The organism is Candidatus Symbiopectobacterium endolongispinus (assembly GCF_018777385.1).
Classification (GTDB): domain Bacteria; phylum Pseudomonadota; class Gammaproteobacteria; order Enterobacterales; family Enterobacteriaceae; genus Symbiopectobacterium; species Symbiopectobacterium endolongispinus.
In genome coordinates, this window is sequence record NZ_JAFJYB010000005.1 from 205,770 (window position 1) to 223,238 (window position 17,469).

Consider the following 17,469-nt stretch of genomic DNA (forward strand, 5'->3'; position numbering starts at 1 on the left):
ATTTAATAATCAAAGTTCACTTAATAAATAGGTGATAAATAACACATGCCTCAACTCTACCTCTATATTTTATTATCAAGCTTGACCATTGCCAGTCCAGGCCCGGGGGTGTTGCTGACAATAACCAATATGCTCAACTTTAACCTGAAGAATGCTGTCGCCGATATATTGGGCATAGCAGCGGGCATGGGGGCTATCTCGGTGGTTGCGGCAAGCAGTGTTGGTGTACTTATCGTTTCATCCTCTTATTCTCTGATTGTTGTCAAAGTGGCAGGGGCTTCGTATCTCGCCTATCTGGGTGTTAAATTGTATAAATCGGCACCTAAGTTAGTAGATAAAAATCGGATGGTGAATATCAATGAAATGCCATCTACGATCGCCAGATTCCGACAGGGCTTTTTGCTTTCGCTGTTAAACCCTAAGCCGATTGTTTTCTTTATGGCCCTGTTTCCTCAATTTATTACTAATAACAACTCCTACGTTTTTCAATTTCTCGTCCTTTCATTAACCTTTTGTCTATTAGTTATAGTTATTCATTGTATTTATGGTGTTTTTGCCAGCGCAATAAAAAGAGAAATTTCATCTCACCATCTGCTTTCTGTACTCAACAAAGTCGGCGTAGTCATTTTTATGCTTTTCTCTGCCGGATTGTTCATTTCATCGTTGCTGCCGTTCTGGCAGTAGTTAAACGCTGTTGCCAGCCCTGTTTCGAGTCTGGCGATGGTTGAACCTTCGTGCCTAAGGGGCGGGAAATTTGGCCCGCCCATAGGCTGACGTTACGCTTGAGGAATTGGCGGAACCACGCCATCGGGAATCGGGTTCTCAAACGGTGTAACGCTCAATTTCTCGGCCAGTTCCGCTTTTGCTTGTGCCACCAGCGCCGGGTTCTGTAGCAAATCCACGGTTAATGACGCCATGGCTTCGGCTGCATAGGCGGTGCCTTTGTGCGCCGCGGGCGCTTTACCCTGCGCTACCAACTGCCAGGAGTGGGCCGGGGTGCCGATGGCGTAGGTGGCGGCACGGATTTGTACAGTAGGAACTACCCAGCTTACCGTACCGACGTCGGTAGAACCGATAAAGCTATCGTCTGGGCTGTAAAGCGGATAGATACCTTCATGCAGCGATTCGCCTGCTTTAGGTTTTACGCCAAAACGCGCGTAGGAATTGGCAATATCTTCTGCACTCATGGCAGTTTGGAATTTGGCGGCAAAAGCGCGATCCGCATCATCGAACTGGATGGGGTCAAGCGCCAGCAGATGTTCATGCATGCGCTGTTCCAACGGTGCGTTACCCAGTAAGTTGGCATCGCCGCTGATCACTTCCCAACTCACTTCTGTTTCGGTCATCAGCGCTGCACCTTGTGCGATTTTCTTCACACGTTTCACTAACTGGTGAAGTTCAGGTAACTGACGCGTCCGTACCAGATAGCGTACCGTTGCGTTGGCCTGAACGACGTTAGGTGCATGACCACCGCTGCCGGTGATGGCGTAGTGCACGCGCGCCGATGACGGCATGTGTTCGCGCATGTAGTTAACGCCAACGTTCATCAGCTCTACGGCATCCAGCGTACTGCGTCCCAGATGTGGGCTGCTGGCGGCGTGCGAAGCGCGGCCTTTGAAATAAAAGTTCAGTTCGTTGCAAGCCAGAGAATCCGGGCTGTTAACGCCGGTAAAGGTGGCTAGGTGCCAGCAGATGGCAATATCCACATCGTCAAATACGCCCTCTTTGACCATAAAACCTTTGGAGGAGCCGCCCTCTTCCGCCGGACAACCGTAAAAGCGCACGGTGCCGGATAACTGATGCTGTTGCAGGTAATCTTTTACCGCAGTGGCGGCCTGCAATGCGGCGGTGCCAAGCAAATTGTGGCCGCAGCCGTGACCGTTACCACCCGCATCGATAGGGCAAGGCTCAGCGACGCCCGCTTGCTGGCTCAGGCCCGGCAACGCATCGTATTCACCCAGTAGGGCAATCACCGGTTTACCGGAACCAAATTAGCCCAGCAAGGCGGTTGGCATCCCGGCAATACCCGTTGTCAGGCGAAAGCCTTCCTGCTTGAGTACCGCTTCATGCAGTGCAGCAGAGCGGGTTTCTTCATAGTTGAGTTCCGGTACATCCCAGATGCTATCGCTGAGCGCGGTGAACTGCGGATTTTTCGCGGCAATCAGTTCGCGCAGGGCGCTAACGGTGTGTGTCTATGGCGGGCAAGGTGTGTTGTTCTGATGGCGAAGTCATGGATCAGGTGCTCCTGCGGTGATAACCGTGAATACGGTGGGAAATAAAGAAGACGTGGCGTCAATCAGACGCCACGTTCGTGGTTCACATTAGGTTCGCGAGAAGGCGATCAGAGCGGGGTGGTATCCATGCCAAACCATTTTTCACTCAGCTTCTTGATGGTACCGTCTGCTTTAGCCTGGTCGATGGCTTTATCAAACATGGCTTTCAGCTCAGGATCGCTTTTACGCAGGCCGATGGATGAGCCGCTGCCCAAAATGCCGCCGATAAACTGCGGGCCAGCCATCACGATTTCGCCGTTTGATTTGTCAGCGGTATTTTTCATGTAAGGCGCTGAGCCGATAACCAGATCGACGCGACCGGCTTTCAGATCCAGATCGTGCTCTTGCATGGTTTTGTATTCGCGTACGGTCATCATGCCTTTGAAGTATTTATCCAACAGCGTGCTGGCGATCGAGGCAGACTGAACGCCAATGGTTTTGCCTTTAAGCAGCGGGCGCAATTTTTCAACTTCAGCGATGGCAGTGACTTCATCTTTCTCATTGAGGGAGAAACGGGTGCCCAGATCCGGCAGCGATGCCAGCGGGCTGGATTTCAGCACGGCAAAGGTTTGGCCCGCCTGCGTGTAGGGCTGGCTGAAATCGATCACTTCACGGCGCTTCGGCGTGGCAGACATGCCGGAGATGATGGCATCAAACTTACCGGCGTTCAGCGCCGGAATGCTGCTGACAAACGGCTGCACCATGATCTCGCATTTTACTTTCATGTTGTCGCACAGCACTTTGTACAGCTCAATTTCCATGCCATCCAGCGTACCGTCTGGCTTGGTGAAGTTGTACGGGTGATAAGCACCTTCAGTGGCGATGCGCACGGTGCTCCAGGTTTTACCGGCTTCTGCCGCAGCATTGAATGACGTAGAGAGTGCGCCAGCCAGACAAAGCGCATAGGCGGCGGCAGCGAGTTTGGTTTTTATCATTGAGGTATCTCCTGGTGGTTGTCTGTTGTGTTCTTAAGACTAGCATTGTGTTGATAAACGCAGTTCTGTTACCAACTGGCAATAAACTGGCGGAAACGAGCTGACTGGCTGGCAGTAAACATCTGTTCCGGCGTGCCTTGTTATTCGATCTCACCCTGATGCAGGAACACCACGCGGTTAGAGACTTCACGCGCAAAGTCCATTTCATGGGTTACGACCAGCATGGTCATACCTTCATAGGCTAACTGGCGCATCACGCGCAGCACTTCTCCGACCAACTCCGGATCCAGCGCTGATGTGGGTTCATCAAACAGCATCACCTTGGGTGACATGGCCAGCGCACATGCAATCGCGGCACGCTGTTGCTGCCCACCAGAAATGTGGGAAGGGTAGTAATGACGTTTATCCGCCAGCCCGACCTTCTCAAGCAACTGCTCTGCATGCTCTTTGGCGTCCTGCGGGGCGCGTTTCAGTACGTGGATCGGCGCTTCAATCACGTTTTCCAGTACGGTTTTGTGCGACCACAGATTGAAGTTTTGAAACACCATGCCAAGCTGGGTACGGATACGGTCGATCTGTTTCGCGCTGGCTGGACGGTTTTGACCTTGGCGATTCACTTTCATCGCGATGGTTTCGCCGCCCACAATAATTTCGCCATGATCGGGGATTTCAAGCAGGTTGGTACAGCGCAGCAGGGTGGATTTGCCCGAGCCGGAAGAACCCAGAATCAAGACGACCTCGCCATGACTGGCTTAAAACGAGATCCCTTTCAGGACTTCCAGTGAGCCGAAACGCTTGTGAATGTTGCGCAGGCTGATAGCGGCGGTACTCATGATGGGTTTCCTTTCATATTCTTAACTTCAGCCAGCGACTGCGGTGCGCGCAGATACGGCGTCATACGGTGTTCGACAAAAGCCAGCAGGCTGGTAAGCACCAAATTGATCAGCAGATAAATGGCTCCCGCTACCAGAAACACTTCCAGTGCGCGGTAGGTTTCCGCAATCAAGCGTGCCGCGATGCCGGTGATTTCCATCAGCGTGATGATGGACGCAAGCGAGGTGGATTTGATCATGGAGATCAATTCGTTGCCGTAGGCAGGCAGGACCTGGCGAATGGCGAGCGGAAACACGATGCGGGTAAATATTTTCCAGGATGGCATGCCACAGGCGCGCGCCGCTTCGATCTGCCCGGCGGGCACCGATAGCAAACCACCACGAATGATTTCGCTGGCGTAAGCGCCGGTGCAAAGCGTCAATGACAGTAGCGCACACCAATATGGTTCGCGCAGTATTGGCCACAGCACGCTTTCTCGCACCCAACTGAATTGCCCTAAACCGTAGTAGATAAGGAACAACTGCACCAGTAGCGGTGTGCCACGAAAGAACAGCACATACAGGCGTGCGACCGATTGCAGCAGCCGGTTACCAGAAAGTTGCATCGCGGCCAGCGTCAAGGCTAAAAAGAAGCCGAGCAGCACCGATCCCACCGCGAGTTGGAGTGTGAGCGGTATGCCGGGAATAATCTCCAGGAAGGTTTCGTAGAAAAAAGTAGCGTCCATTACCGTCTAACACCTCGCGAATAGTGTACCTCCGCGCGGCGCATCAGCCAGCCGGAAAAAATCGAAATCACCAGATAAATCATGGTGGCAGCCATGTAGAAATCAAATGGTTTGCCTGTGGAACCTGCGCCGATCTGGGACTGGGTCAACAGTTCTGCCACGCCGGTTACCGACACTAGCGCCGAGGCTTTCAGCACCAGTTGCCAGACGTTGCCGAACGCGGGAATGGCATGGCGCAGCAGCAGCGGAATAATAATGCGGCGCAGGCGCAGCAGGATAGGCATACCGCAGGCTTTAGCGGCTTCTATCTCGCCTTTGGCTACGGCGTAGAATGCGCCGCGAAACACTTCTGTTTGCTGTGCCCCTGAGGATATGCCGACGGCAATGACCCCGGCGATATAGCCGGGAAAACCGATAAAGCCGCTGTGGCCAAACAGGCTTGCCAGCAGCGTTAGTGCAGAGCTACCGCCAAAGTAGAGCAGGAAAATAATCAGCAGATCGGGAATGCCGCGTGTCACGGTGGTGTAGCATTCCGCCACAAAGCGAAGTGGCCGATTACCAGCTATTTTTGACCAGGCACCGAGGGTGCCGATGAGTGCGCCTAATAAAAAACCGCCTAATGCCAATGCCATGGTCATTCCAGTCCCCATCAGCAGCCAATCTTCCCCAGCCATTCTCACCAAAACTGATGAGTTGCCAAAATGTCATTTGTTCCACGTATTACTCCAATTTTCTTTTTGCAGGCATAGCTCCGCGCGCGGCCTGAACGCTGCTGGTGACCCTTGACCGGACTCTCTCGCATTAAGCAGAGAACGTGGTAATCAAAGCAATATTCAGGCCACGTTTTTATTATTGTTGAAACGATTAATTATGCATATAAATTGCTTATTAATCAGTATTTCATTTTATTGTTTTGGTGACTACTCACACTTTATGGGGCGGTAGCAGCTGAAAACGCCGTATTGGCACCAATATGGTGCATTAAAATGCACTGAATTAGTGCGATGTGTGATTTTGGTGCGGTGTTCGCGCCTGGCTGTTACATGGTTAGCCTCTCGCGCAGGCTTACCGTCTCGACCATGATCGTCAAACTGGAGTGGTTGGCCGTTGCGCAGCACACCAAAAGTAGCGGCATTATCCTCGCATATTGTGCGGGTAATCCGAACCGTTGGTGATGTTGTTCACAGGCTTATGGGCACTTGCACAAATATTTGCGCCGGATTTTCTGCATTTGAAAGAAATTGCCTAATGACTCACCAGGTTGTAACACCAATAATTACAAATAATAAAACGATATTTTTATTTAATTAATACATCATTTCTTTTGTGATCGCGGTCTCAGTCGCACTGGCTGGGTAGCGATAGTACAAATCGGGTTTGTCGCTCGCCGTCGGCCTGAATGTTGTTTTCTCTATGTTATTGAATTTTAAGGTAGGTAATCGCGTGAAAATTGAATCCATTTATGTCACCGTTTTTACGTATCCCACTCGTCGCGTGTCCGACAGTGCGGGACATTCGCATCCAGGAGAAGAGAATCAGGCCAAGATGGCCCTCTTGACGCTGACCACCGACGATGGACATCAGGGCTATGCATTTGCACCACCAGAAGTGGTTCGTCCCCATATTATCAACGCGTTCTTCCGCAAGGTGCTGATCGGGCAGAACCCGTTTGACAGAGAACGTCTGTGGCAAGATCTGGTGCATTGGCAGCGCGGCAGCGCCAACCAACTGACCGATCGCGCCATCTCTATCGTGGAATCTGCGCTGTGGGATCTGCAAGGCCGCTTCCTGAATATGCCAGTACACAAACTGCTGGGCGGTTTTCGTGAAAAAGTGCCAGCTTACGGCAGCACCATGTGCGGCGATGAGCTGGAAGGCGGCCTTTAGACGCCGGAAGAGTACGGCCAGTTTGCCGAGAAACTGGTGGCGCGCGGCTATAAGGCGATCAAGCTGCACACCTGGATGCCGCCGGTATCCTTCGCACCCAGCCCGCAGATGGACGTTAAAGCCTGTGCTGCCGTGCGTGAAGCGGTGCGCTACCTCATCGATTACGACGGTATCAACAAGACCGTGATGCCAGGCTATGGTTTCTACCACCAGCGCCCGATTCAGGCGGGAATGGACGCCACGCTGCCTAACCCCGGTTACAAGCTGGACGTGCCGAAGGCCAAGGCGCTGCTGGCGGAAGCGGGTTATCCGAACGGCTTTGAAACCACGCTGCGGGTGCTGTCCGATCAACCTTTCCTCAACCTGGCGACGTCGGTGCAATCCACTCTGGCGCAAGCCGGTATTCGAGCCAAGATCATTTCCGGCACCGGTAATCAGGTTTATGGCGCGATGCGCGATCGTAAATTCGATATGCTGGTCGGACTCGGTGGCGGCGGGGTTGATCCCCATCCGCACTCCAGCCTGCGCTCAGTGGTGTATAACCCGGATAACAGCGATGAAGCCAAACTCACCAACTTCCAGGGGTGGAGAACCTCTTTCTACGATGCGCAACTGAACGAGATGATCGATCAGGCGCTGCTGGAGAAAGATCCCGCCAGGCAGAAGCAGCGCTATGCCGAGATACAGGACCGCTATGAGGCGCTTTATCCGGCCATCATTCCTGTCTCGCAAATGGTTGATTCCGTGGTGCAACGCAAAGATGTTGTAGATTTTGTATCACATCCGTCATCGACCACCCGCTTGTATCTGGTGCACAAGCAACGCTGAAGCCTGAGTAAAGCGTGGGGGGCGTTTCCCCTCACGCCTTCATCCATTGACGCTCAGCAACCTGCGTGAGGGAAACGGCACGCTGGCAGAGGTCACCTTCCCGCCGCTGCTTTCCTGACGAGGCATCATAAAAAAAGCCGCGGGTTACCCCACGGCCTACGTGACTGACAAACTGCCTTAACGCTGTCATTCCCGTGCAAGCGCGAATCTCTCTCACGCTAAACGCGCACCCTCTGTACCGGGTCCCCGGCCTACGCCGGGGACGAAGAGATAAGGATGGATGTTGTCAGTTAGCCACTACGGCTTACTTTGCGCTTTTCTCGGCAGCAGGTTTTTCTGCTTTAGCAGCCGGTTTAGCATCAGCGTCTGCCTTGATATCCAGCAGCTCCACTTCAAACACCAGCGTAGAGTTCGCCGGAATACCCGGAACGCCATTTTCGCCGTAAGCTAACTCTGGCGGAATAACCAGTTTGATTTTCCCGCCTTTTTTAACCTGCTTCAGCCCTTCAGTCCAGCCTGGGATAACGCCGTCAAGACGGAAGGAGAGCGGTTCGCCACGTTTGTAAGAGTTATCAAACTCGCTACCGTCAACCAGCGTACCTTTGTAGTTAACCACTACGGTATCGCTCTCTTTCGGCGCTGCGCCCGTACCCTCTTTTTCTACCTGATACAGCAGGCCAGATTCCGTTTTCTTCACGCCTTTTTCTTTGGCAAATGCATCACGGAATTTGGTGCCTTTTTCTGCGCTTTCTTTAGCATCCTGCTTCATTTTCGCTTCTGCTGCGGTTTTCACGCGCGTTTCGAAACCTTGCAGGGTCTTCTCAATCTCTTCATCGCTCAGCTTGCTCTTGTCAGCGAACGCGTCCTGAACGCCGGCAATCAACTGGTCTTTATTCAGCTTAATGCCCAGTTTTTCTTGCTCTTTCAGGGAATTATCCATGTAACGCCCCAAGGAAGCCCCCAGCGCATAAGCGGCAGCATCCTCATCGCTCTTGAATTTTGCCGCTGTGGCCGCATCGGACGCTTTGGTCGCTTCTGCTGCCATTACCAGGTTAGCATTCAGCGTCAGTGCCATCGTCGTCGCTAACAGCGTTACTTTAAATAGTGATCTCATCTATCATCTCCCGGTCTGGAACGACAGGCTCCAGAAACATTAATCGTAAATGCGCGACTACTATAACTTTGGGTATCGAGACAACACAACGACACACACAACAATCCTTTGATAAAATTCCCTGAATTATTCATAGGCCCATTTTCCGACCTCGTCGATGTCCGGAGGTTCCGAATATTCGGCTAGATATGACAAAATACAGAGAAATCGTAATGCCCCATACGCAACTCGAGCAACGTATTGAAATGCTTGAAAGCAAGCTGGCTTTTCAGGAGCTCACCATTGATGAGTTGAATCAGACGGTCGTCCAACATGAATTGGAAATGGCGAAAATCCGTGAGCACCTACGCCTGTTAGTGGAAAAATTGAAAGCGACGTCCCCTTCTCTTCTCGCCCCGCAGTCCGAAGAGACGCCACCGCCACACTATTAACCAATAACGCTGGCGCATCCGTGCCTCTACGGTTGCGCCAGATCACATTTATCACATCATCCCAGGCGTTACACACGGTTTTCTGCACGCGAGAAAAACAAATAACCAATTGATTTAAAACATATAAACTAAAAAACCCCTGCCGTTAGACAAAAATCCTTACAGCAAATCGCTCTTGACAGTCCCTTCAGAAAAACCAAAATGCAAACGTTCACGAGAACGTTATTAATCGTTCTTTCATTTTTCCGATGACACTAAAAAGAGAACATAATGACCAAAATTAATATCGATTTACGTGGCCCGAACCCTGCCCCTGTCACACCGTTCAAACGTGATGGTTCCGTGGATTACGCCACGTGTAAAAAACTGGGTGCCTGGCTTGCCAGCATCGATGGCGTAAAAAGTCTGACCGTATTGGGCCACGCTGGGGAAGGCACCTTTATGTCTCAGAGCGAGCAAATGAAAGTGATTGAAGCTTTTGCGGAATCGGTGAACGGCGCCATTCCAATCATTGCGGGTATCACGCTCGAAGGCACCGAAGTGGCAGCCGAAGAAGCCAAGCGCGCCGTCAGCGCAGGGGCCTCTGCGGGCCTGCTGTATCCTTCTCACGGCTGGCTGCGTTTCGGCTATCAGAAAGGGGCACTACAGGATAAATACCGCCAGGTATATGAAGAAAGTGGCCTGCCACTGATCCTGTTCCAGTATCCCGATGCCACTAAGTGCACCTATAGCCTAGAAACGTTGCTGGAAATTTCGGCTCAACCCGGTGTGTTTGCCATGAAGAACGGCGTGCGCAATATGCGTCGCTGGGACACTGAGATCCCGGTAATCCGCCGTGAGCGCCCAGACCTGCAAATCCTGAGCTGCCATGACGAATATCTGCTCTCAACGGCCTTTGATGTAGACGGTTTCCTGGTGGGCTATGGCAATATTGCACCAGAACTGCTGGTAGAGATGATCAAAGCAGGCAAGGCGAAGGATTACAAAAAAGCCCGTGAGATCCATGACCGCCTGCTGCCTGTGACCAAAAGCGTGTATCACCGTGGTTCGCACATGGAAGGTACCGTGGCACTGAAGCATGCGCTGGTGGCGCGCGGCATTCTGGATCACGCCACAGTGCGTTCTCCGCTGCTGCCACTGGAACCCGGCGCAGAAGAGGAAATCAAAGCCGCAAAACGGGTTGGTCGCTGTGCGGCCTCTGGCTCACAAACGGCGTTTCCAGGCAGACGGAATACTGCAATCAGCGAGGCAAGCCGCGCGACCTGCGCTTCCAATGCTAAAGCCGCAGAGGTGGAATCACTGACCATCGCTGCATTTTCCTGAATGGTACGATCCATGTCCGTCACAGCATAACCAATTTGTGCAATACCTCGACTCTGCTCGTCTGACGCCACTGAAATATCGTTCATTATGCGATCGACAGCACCAATTGACGTCACAATGTCATGCATGGCGCTCCCCGCTTTTTCTACCAACACAGAACCCTCATCCACTCGCGTCACGGACTCTGCAATCAAGGTTTCAATCTCTCTGGCCGCCTGTGAACTGCGCTGCGCCAGATTACGCACTTCGCTGGCGACTACGGCAAAACCACGCCCTTGTTCTCCGGCCCGTGCCGCTTCCACCGCCGCATTCAGCGCCAATATGTTAGTTTGAAAAGCAATGCTGTTGATGACCGATGTGATATCCGCGATTTTCCGCGAGCTGCCGGTAATATCCGACATCGTTGTCACCACCTGCTTAATGATCTCACCACCGCGGTTGGCGTTGCCCGATGCCTGACGCGCCAGTTGTCCGGCGTGCCGCGCGTTATCCGCATTGTTGGTCACCGTCGCGGTCAACTCCTCCATGCTGGCAGCGGTTTCCCGCTTGTTGATCGGTACGTGAGGACAAATTGCGGTTACCGTCGGCAATGGCGGAAGAGGCCGTAGCCACCTGATGCGCACTATCTCGAATATCCACCATCAACCCGCACAGCTTTTGCGTCATCCCCATCATGGCATGTGTCAACATCCCAAGTTCATCACGGCGAACCTGACCGACCACGACAGAGAGATCGCCTTGTGCAATGCGCTGCGCCAGTTCAAGGTTGCCGCGTATCGATCTCGCTATCAGGCGAGTCACCGATACGGCGATCAATATTCCCAGCAAAACGGCACAAATACCGATAACAACGATCTCCGCGACTGAATGATTGATAACATACTGATTTTTCTCACCAAGCTGGCTCGCAATACGGCTAAGGGTATCGGTAACGGCAAACCCCGTTTTAATGGACTGCGTATCGGCCGCCTTGAGGCGCTGCCACTGTGCGGTATTCTGTATGTTCTCCCCGACGGAAACGACATGCTTCTGCCCACGCAACACAGTCGCTGCGAGCACGATCTTTTCCAGTTCATGTTGATATTGCGTCAGCTGTTCGCTCAGGCGTTGGAAATGCTGCACATCGCTTTCTTGCCAACGCAATTGGCGCGCTTTTTCCTGCTGCGCAATTATCTGGGAAACATATTTCATCATATTGCTGGCGTTCTCTTCATCCAACGTATAAAAGAGTTTCACTCGGGCAATTTTTGACTGATCGAGATAATGGTTTATCTCAGAGACCAATGTCGTCTTGGTATATAAATCACGAATTTCAGAAAAACGTAATGCACTGAAGAACACAGCGAAAATAATTAATGATAAGACGATAAAAAAACCGCCATAGAGTTTCTTGGTGATACTGATTTGAAGCATTCTTTCCCATAGTGCACGCATTCTTTCCTCCTGATAATAATATCTTCCGTCACCGATGATAAAGATGAACACGAGCTAAAATAGACAAACCGGATAACAGGCATGTCACCGTATTTATCCGGATAAGAATTAATAGTGATGTTTTTTTAATTAGTGCCGTTACGCTGCGCTGCAAGCCCGTTTTCGGGTGGTAATGCTGTTATGTAAACAGCCAATATGTTCAATTTCAACGATATCGCCTTCATGCAAAAAGAGAGGCGGTGTACATTTTTTTCCCACACCACCGGGGGAACCAGTAATAATGACATCGCCGGGCGATAATTCGCTGAAAGTACTGATATATTCAATCAGCTCTTCAATGGGGTGGATCATACTGGCAGTGGTATCATTCTGCACCCTGTTGCCATTAAGCCGGGTTTCTATATGCAGGTTTTGTGGTTCCGGCACGTCATCGCGCGTTACCAGCCATGGACCAAACGCACCGGTATTCTGCCAGTTTTTTCCGGCGGTAAACCAGGTATGCTGCCAGTCGCGTACGGAGCCATCCATATAGCAACTGTATCCGGCAATATAAGAGAAGGCATTTGATGCTGAAATTTCCTTGCCTCGTTTCCCGATGATGACAGCCAGTTCCCCTTCATAGTCAAATTCGTTTGACTGGGCGGGTTTTTCCACATCGCAATTATGCCCAACCTGAGAATCTGGAAAGCGAATAAATAAGGTAGGGGCCGAATTCATTTCACCAAACTCGGCCCGTTTCTCCGCATAGTTCATTCCGACACAGAAAATTTTCCTCGGATTATTAATCACCGGAAGAAACACCACATCCTCTTCTTGATAATCAGGCTTGGCCTGTAAAAAACGTCTGGCATCAGCAATACCCTCGTCTTCAATCAATGCTCGCAGATCGGGATAACGCGCCCCTAACCTTTTGCCTAAATCGATAATCCCCCCCTCTCTACCTTTATAAACCATAGGTTTCTTTCTGGCCGACCCTAAAACTTGCTAATTTCATTTTATACCTCAACGGTGAAACACAGTGCGCACTGCCTGCCAGCCGGAATATGCGCAGCACGAGCTACGCATATTCCGAGCGCCAATTCGGAATTTATCCACCTGCATTCGGCTACGGTGACAACTCTTCTAGCACTTGACCTTTGGTTTCAATGGCATAACGCATTGTCACTACCGCCCATATCAGGGCAATCAGCGCAAAAGCGATAAACACGTAGCGAATACCAAAGTTGCCGACAATAAACCCAACCAGGATCGGTCCCACAGCAGAACCGGCGCGCAGCTAGGCGCTGCCCAAACCGGTACCAATCGCACGCAACCGCGTTGGGTAAGGCTCTGAAGAATAGAGGTAAAGCGAGAAAGTGATGGTTTGCAATATGGCATAAGCCGCAGTGGCACATACCACAATTTGCAACGGATTGGTTGCACCCAGTACCGTCAGGGTAACCAGTGGCACAATCGCCAGCAGGAAAGCAGTGGCATACCAGGCCTTGCGCCCAACCTTATCAATCGACAATGCATAAACGATCGAGGCTAACACTCCAAACGCCGATGTCGTCCAACCGTAAGCCAGTGCCGTTTGAATCGGTAATCCGAATACACTTTTGTACAGCGTAGGCAGCCAGGTCACCAGACCGTTGTTAATCATATAGCCACACACCCACAGCGCCCAAATGGTGAAGGTCCGCTTGCGGTAGATGCCGGTAAACAGCTCACGCCACCCTTCACTGGTAACGGTTTTTTTCTCTATAGTACGAATAACCGGTTCAGGTAACGTTCCCCCGCGACGCAGCACCTCATTTTCCAGTTTACTCACCACTTTATTAGCTTCGGCTAAACGGCCTTTCGAGGCTAACCAACGCGGCGATTCAGGCATTAGACAACGCAGGGGAACCGTGATTATCGACGGAATAAGGCCGACGATGAACATGGCCTTACAGCCATAAACAGGGACCAGAAAATACCCCGCAATTCCTGCAAACATCATACCGATAGGGAAAATCACCTCGTACAGCAGGAAGAAGCGCCCACGCTTTTTGGCACCAACAAATTCATTGATATAGGAACTCGCCACGGGTACTTCCGCGCCAATCCCAACCCCTTGCAAAAAGCGAAAGGCCATCATCGACAGTCCACTCCAGGCAAACAGACAGGCCGCATCCATGATCACAAACAGGATGATAGTGATCTTCAGCACGCCCAATCGTCCAATTTTCTCGGCCAGAGAACCGAAGAAAACGGCACCAAACAGTTGCCCAACATAGCTGCCAGCAATAATCAGGCCGATATCTGCTGCGCTCAACCCACATTCCGCGGCGAGCTGTGGCATGGCGAAGGCGATAGCCAGTACGGTGTAAGCATCAAAAAAGGTAGAAAGACCGACCACCACGTGAATGGTCAGCAGTTGACGTGTGATCGGCATCCGTTCAAGACGGGCGACCAATTCGGCATTGGATGTCCAGCTTGCGGCGACAGTACTGGCGTTTGCATTGATCACACCGGCACTCATGTCATGCGTTGACATAGTTTGTTCTCCAAAAAGGATAGTGTGTTAGCCGCGATACGCTTGCACAGCGGCTCTGCATGCCATTAGTCGACGCGCGGCAGTTCAGCATCACGATGAAGGGGCGTGAAGGATGTAGGGTTCAGGCCACATAACTCGATATTCATGTTGATCATGGTAGAGGTTCTCTTTCCTGGATGTTCTAGGGTGTATTTTATTAATATAACGTTATCGGGAACGTTTGCAGATTGTTCGCCAAAGCACCGATAAGTGTCAATAAGCCCTCCGAGGCTTTTAACCGGTTATGTGATGAACATCCCTAGTTGGGCAGAAAAGCAGGAAAGCGCAATGCGAAAATAACACGATGAAAGATGGGCAAAATCAACACGTTCAGTGCTAATGGTGTAGGTTGTAACACGAAAAAAACCCGGCCGCGCCTGGCGCTCCGGGTTTGTAACGGTGAGGACATGCCTCACGGGCATACGCCGAAAATCAATGGCAACCGCAGCCGCCATGACCGCCGCAGCCGCCTTTACCGTGTTCGTGATCGTGGTCGTGACCATGACCACCACAGCAACCTTCACCGCGCTCATGATGGTGATCGTGCTCGCCGTGTACGTGACCGTGTGCGATCTCTTCTTCCGTGGCTTCACGGATAGCAACCACTTCGACGTTGAACTTCAGGTTTTGACCTGCCAGCATGTAGTTACCGTCAACCACTACGTGGTCATCTTCCAATTCAGTGATTTCAACCGGTACCTGACCCTGATCGGTATCAGCCAGGAAACGCATGCCCACTTGCAGCTCATCAACGCCCATGAAGACGTCTTTCGGTACGCGCTGCACCAGGTTTTCATCGTATTCGCCGTAGGCGTCGTTAGAGCCGACAGCAACGTCAAACTTGTCGCCCACTTCGCGGCCTTCAAGCGCTTTTTCCAGGCCAGAAATCAGGGAACCGTGACCGTGCAGGTAGTCCAACGGCGCGCTCACCGGAGACTCATCAACCAATACACCATCTTCTGTACGTACCTGGTAGGCCAGGCTGACCACCAGATTTTTTGCAACTTTCATGACATCTCTTACCGTTGGAAATCAAAACTGGCGCAAATTGTAGCTGAAAAAAATCCCCATGTACCGTTTGGGATAAAAAAATGACCCACCAATCAATCAGGATGAAAAATGCCGATGATATGCTCGCCCTGCCGCTCTGGCGCAGCAGGAGGCGGATCTGACTGGCACTGACGATAGCCGCATTTGACGCAGGTGACCACATCTACATGATCTTCCTGCCCTACGGCCAGCGTATCCTGCGCCCGACACTGAGGACACACGGCACCCGCGATAAACCGTTTACGTTGCATCTTGCCTTCCTCGCTGCATGCGACGCATGCTATTCGTACTCATCCCAGTCATCCAGACGACGGCGCTCGTGCTGCATTTCGCGTTGGAAAATGTCTTCCAGCTCCCGCCGCGCTTCTTTGACGCGCGAAACCTGCGCCACATCGGCATCCCCCTGACGTATCGGCATCAATTCACGCAGCATGCGCATATCCAAGCGCCGAAAATGCTGCTGTGCCCGATAAGCCTGATGAGGATGCATCCCCACCGACGTCAACGTTTTACGCCCCAGTTCCAGCGCACTCGAAAAGGTTTCACGCGCGAAATGTTTGACACCAGACTGCAATAATTCATGGGCCTCAACACGTCCGCACGCCCGCGCCAGAATTTCCAGATTGGGAAAATGCTTTTGGCACAGGTGCACAATGGCCATGGTGTCTTCCGGCTCATTACAGGTGATCACAATCGCGCTTGCCTGTTCAGCGCCGGCCGCCCGCAGCAGTTCCAATTCAGTGGCATCACCGTAGTACACTTTGTAACCATAGCTGCGCATCAGGCTGACGGCGCTGATATCACGTTCCAATACCGTGATGCGCATTTTGTTCGCCATCAGCAAACGCCCGATCACCTGCCCAAAACTCCCAAACCCGACAATGATCACCTGAGGCTCGTCATCTTGCACATAAGGCTTTTCGTCATGCTCCTCCGTAGCGTTATAACGATGCGCCAGAATGCGGTCTATCCCCTGCATCAGCAGCGGCGTGGTCATCATGGATAGGGTTACCGTGACCAGCGGCAACGGAAGCTGTTCACCCTGTAACACCCTGTGCGCTGCTGCCGCAGAAAACAGCACAAACGCAAACTCCCCGCCCTGACTCAGTACCCCGGCGAACTGAAGCCGTTCAGAACGCCGCATCCGGTTCACACGAGCCAACACGTACAGCACGATGCCCTTCACCGTGACCAGAAGGAATACTCCCAGCAACACTTCGTCGATGTGGGTAAACAACACCCCCAGATCGAGCGCCATGCCAACGGAGATAAAAAACAGTCCGAGCAGCAATCCCTTAAAAGGCTTGATGGAAATTTCCAGCTCGTGGCGATACTCACTTTCCGCCAGCAACACGCCTGCGATAAAGGTGCCCAACGCCATTGAGAAGCCCAGCGCATCCATAAAGACCGCAGAGCCAAGCACCAGCAACAGCGCCGCGGCGGTAAGCACTTCACGCACGCCGGAGGCGGCTATAAACCGGAATAGCGGACGCACCAGATAGCGTCCACCGATCAACATGCCGATAAAGGCAGCGACCTTGATGGCAACGTCTTTCCAGTCGGTCACTTCGCCCTGCACACCGGCCAGCACCGGCACCAACGTCAGAGCGGGGATGACCGCCAAGTCCTGAAACAGCAGCACTGCGAAGCCCAACTGGCCGGATTTGCTGCGGTTCATTCCTTTCTCGCGCATCAATTGCAGCGCCATCGCGGTGGAAGACATTGCCAACCCAACGCCACCAAATCAGCGCTGATTGCCAGGAAAAGCCGGTCAGGTAGAGTAAGCCGCCAAGGACCACCGCGCTGAACCCAACCTGCGCGGCACCAATCCCGAAGATGGATCGCCGTAATGTCCATAACTTTTGCGGATTCAGCTCCAGCCCGATGATAAACATCAGGAACACCACGCCAAGCTCAGATAAATGCAGGATAGCGTCAACGTCGCGGATAAAGCCCAGCCCCAAAGGACCAATGGCGATACCTGCAATCAAATACCCCAATACCGCACCAATGCCCAATCGGCTGGCGATAGGTACCATCAGTACAGCGACAAACAGAAACAGAATGCCCGCACTCAGC

The 17,469-nt window shown here is 52.1% G+C and carries 9 protein-coding genes and 8 pseudogenes; 5 read left to right on the forward strand and 12 right to left on the reverse strand.

Annotated features, from left to right (window positions below; translation table 11 throughout):
- The first annotated feature begins 45 nt into the window (after positions 1-45).
- A complete protein-coding gene (locus JZM30_RS19860) occupies positions 46-684 on the forward strand; it encodes a LysE family translocator (protein ID WP_252320850.1) in 639 nt (212 codons plus the stop codon).
- 92 nt (positions 685-776) lie between these two features.
- On the opposite strand, the pseudogene JZM30_RS19865 reads toward JZM30_RS19860, so the two are convergent.
- From JZM30_RS19865 to JZM30_RS19885, 5 genes and pseudogenes are all read right to left on the reverse strand, one after another.
- Positions 777-2,232 (reverse strand): annotated as a pseudogene (locus tag JZM30_RS19865) (M20 family metallopeptidase).
- A 109-nt stretch (positions 2,233-2,341) separates the two neighbouring features.
- Positions 2,342-3,208: a transporter substrate-binding domain-containing protein gene (locus JZM30_RS19870; protein WP_252320852.1), complete on the reverse strand. Its 867-nt coding sequence runs from the start codon at positions 3,206-3,208 to the stop codon at positions 2,342-2,344.
- Positions 3,209-3,276: 68 nt separating this feature from the next.
- Positions 3,277-4,041: pseudogene (locus JZM30_RS19875) on the reverse strand (ABC transporter ATP-binding protein).
- Positions 4,038-4,766, reverse strand: coding sequence for an ABC transporter permease (locus tag JZM30_RS19880; protein WP_252320854.1), 729 nt, complete (start codon positions 4,764-4,766; stop codon positions 4,038-4,040). Before JZM30_RS19880 ends, JZM30_RS19875 begins: the two are co-directional and overlap by 4 nt.
- Positions 4,766-5,483 (reverse strand): annotated as a pseudogene (locus JZM30_RS19885) (ABC transporter permease). Before JZM30_RS19885 ends, JZM30_RS19880 begins: the two are co-directional and overlap by 1 nt.
- A gap of 287 nt (positions 5,484-5,770) precedes the next feature.
- On the opposite strand from JZM30_RS19885, the gene JZM30_RS19890 reads away from it, so the two are divergent.
- Entirely contained in the window at positions 5,771-5,941 is a 171-nt protein-coding gene (locus tag JZM30_RS19890) for a hypothetical protein (RefSeq protein WP_252320858.1), read from the forward strand.
- Between the two features lie 268 nt (positions 5,942-6,209).
- Positions 6,210-7,481, forward strand: a pseudogene (locus tag JZM30_RS19895) (ABC transporter substrate-binding protein).
- Between the two features lie 304 nt (positions 7,482-7,785).
- On the opposite strand, the gene fkpA reads toward JZM30_RS19895, so the two are convergent.
- Positions 7,786-8,595 (reverse strand): FKBP-type peptidyl-prolyl cis-trans isomerase, encoded by an 810-nt coding sequence (fkpA, locus tag JZM30_RS19900; protein WP_252320860.1) that lies wholly within the window; start codon positions 8,593-8,595, stop codon positions 7,786-7,788.
- A 212-nt stretch (positions 8,596-8,807) separates the two neighbouring features.
- Here fkpA and JZM30_RS19905 point away from each other — a divergent pair, with 212 nt between their 5' ends.
- Together JZM30_RS19905 and JZM30_RS19910 are read left to right on the forward strand one after the other, a co-directional pair.
- Positions 8,808-9,026, forward strand: a complete 219-nt coding sequence (locus tag JZM30_RS19905; protein ID WP_252320862.1) for a protein SlyX — start codon at positions 8,808-8,810, stop codon at positions 9,024-9,026.
- Between the two features lie 270 nt (positions 9,027-9,296).
- A pseudogene (locus tag JZM30_RS19910) lies at positions 9,297-10,205 on the forward strand (dihydrodipicolinate synthase family protein); the annotation flags it as partial.
- Here the strand turns inward: JZM30_RS19910 and JZM30_RS24870 are convergent.
- From JZM30_RS24870 to kefB, 6 genes and pseudogenes are all read right to left on the reverse strand, one after another.
- Positions 10,133-11,324: pseudogene (locus JZM30_RS24870) on the reverse strand (methyl-accepting chemotaxis protein); the annotation flags it as partial. The pseudogenes JZM30_RS19910 and JZM30_RS24870 overlap by 73 nt on opposite strands.
- A 597-nt stretch (positions 11,325-11,921) precedes the next feature.
- Positions 11,922-12,737, reverse strand: coding sequence for a fumarylacetoacetate hydrolase family protein (locus tag JZM30_RS19920; protein WP_438801529.1), 816 nt, complete (start codon positions 12,735-12,737; stop codon positions 11,922-11,924).
- A gap of 151 nt (positions 12,738-12,888) precedes the next feature.
- Positions 12,889-14,286: pseudogene (locus JZM30_RS19925) on the reverse strand (MFS transporter).
- A 486-nt stretch (positions 14,287-14,772) separates the two neighbouring features.
- Entirely contained in the window at positions 14,773-15,351 is a 579-nt protein-coding gene (gene slyD, locus JZM30_RS19930) for a peptidylprolyl isomerase (RefSeq protein ID WP_252320864.1), read from the reverse strand.
- Positions 15,352-15,443: 92 nt separating this feature from the next.
- Positions 15,444-15,641, reverse strand: a complete 198-nt coding sequence (locus JZM30_RS19935; RefSeq protein ID WP_252320866.1) for a YheV family putative zinc ribbon protein — start codon at positions 15,639-15,641, stop codon at positions 15,444-15,446.
- Between the two features lie 29 nt (positions 15,642-15,670).
- A pseudogene (gene kefB, locus JZM30_RS19940) lies at positions 15,671-17,429 on the reverse strand (glutathione-regulated potassium-efflux system protein KefB).
- Positions 17,430-17,469 lie beyond the last annotated feature (40 nt).

Bases quoted from the DNA above. Each gene is read 5' to 3' on its own strand.
- JZM30_RS19860 (WP_252320850.1), top strand. From the start codon at position 46: ATGCCTCAACTCTACCTCTATATTTTATTATCAAGCTTGACCATTGCC.
- JZM30_RS19935 (WP_252320866.1), bottom strand. From the start codon at position 15,641: ATGCAACGTAAACGGTTTATCGCGGGTGCCGTGTGTCCTCAGTGTCGG.
- JZM30_RS19920 (WP_438801529.1), bottom strand. From the start codon at position 12,737: ATGGTTTATAAAGGTAGAGAGGGGGGGATTATCGATTTAGGCAAAAGG.
- fkpA (WP_252320860.1), bottom strand. From the start codon at position 8,595: ATGAGATCACTATTTAAAGTAACGCTGTTAGCGACGACGATGGCACTG.
- JZM30_RS19905 (WP_252320862.1), top strand. From the start codon at position 8,808: ATGCCCCATACGCAACTCGAGCAACGTATTGAAATGCTTGAAAGCAAG.
- JZM30_RS19870 (WP_252320852.1), bottom strand. From the start codon at position 3,208: ATGATAAAAACCAAACTCGCTGCCGCCGCCTATGCGCTTTGTCTGGCT.
- slyD (WP_252320864.1), bottom strand. From the start codon at position 15,351: ATGAAAGTTGCAAAAAATCTGGTGGTCAGCCTGGCCTACCAGGTACGT.
- JZM30_RS19880 (WP_252320854.1), bottom strand. From the start codon at position 4,766: ATGGACGCTACTTTTTTCTACGAAACCTTCCTGGAGATTATTCCCGGC.
- JZM30_RS19890 (WP_252320858.1), top strand. From the start codon at position 5,771: ATGTGTGATTTTGGTGCGGTGTTCGCGCCTGGCTGTTACATGGTTAGC.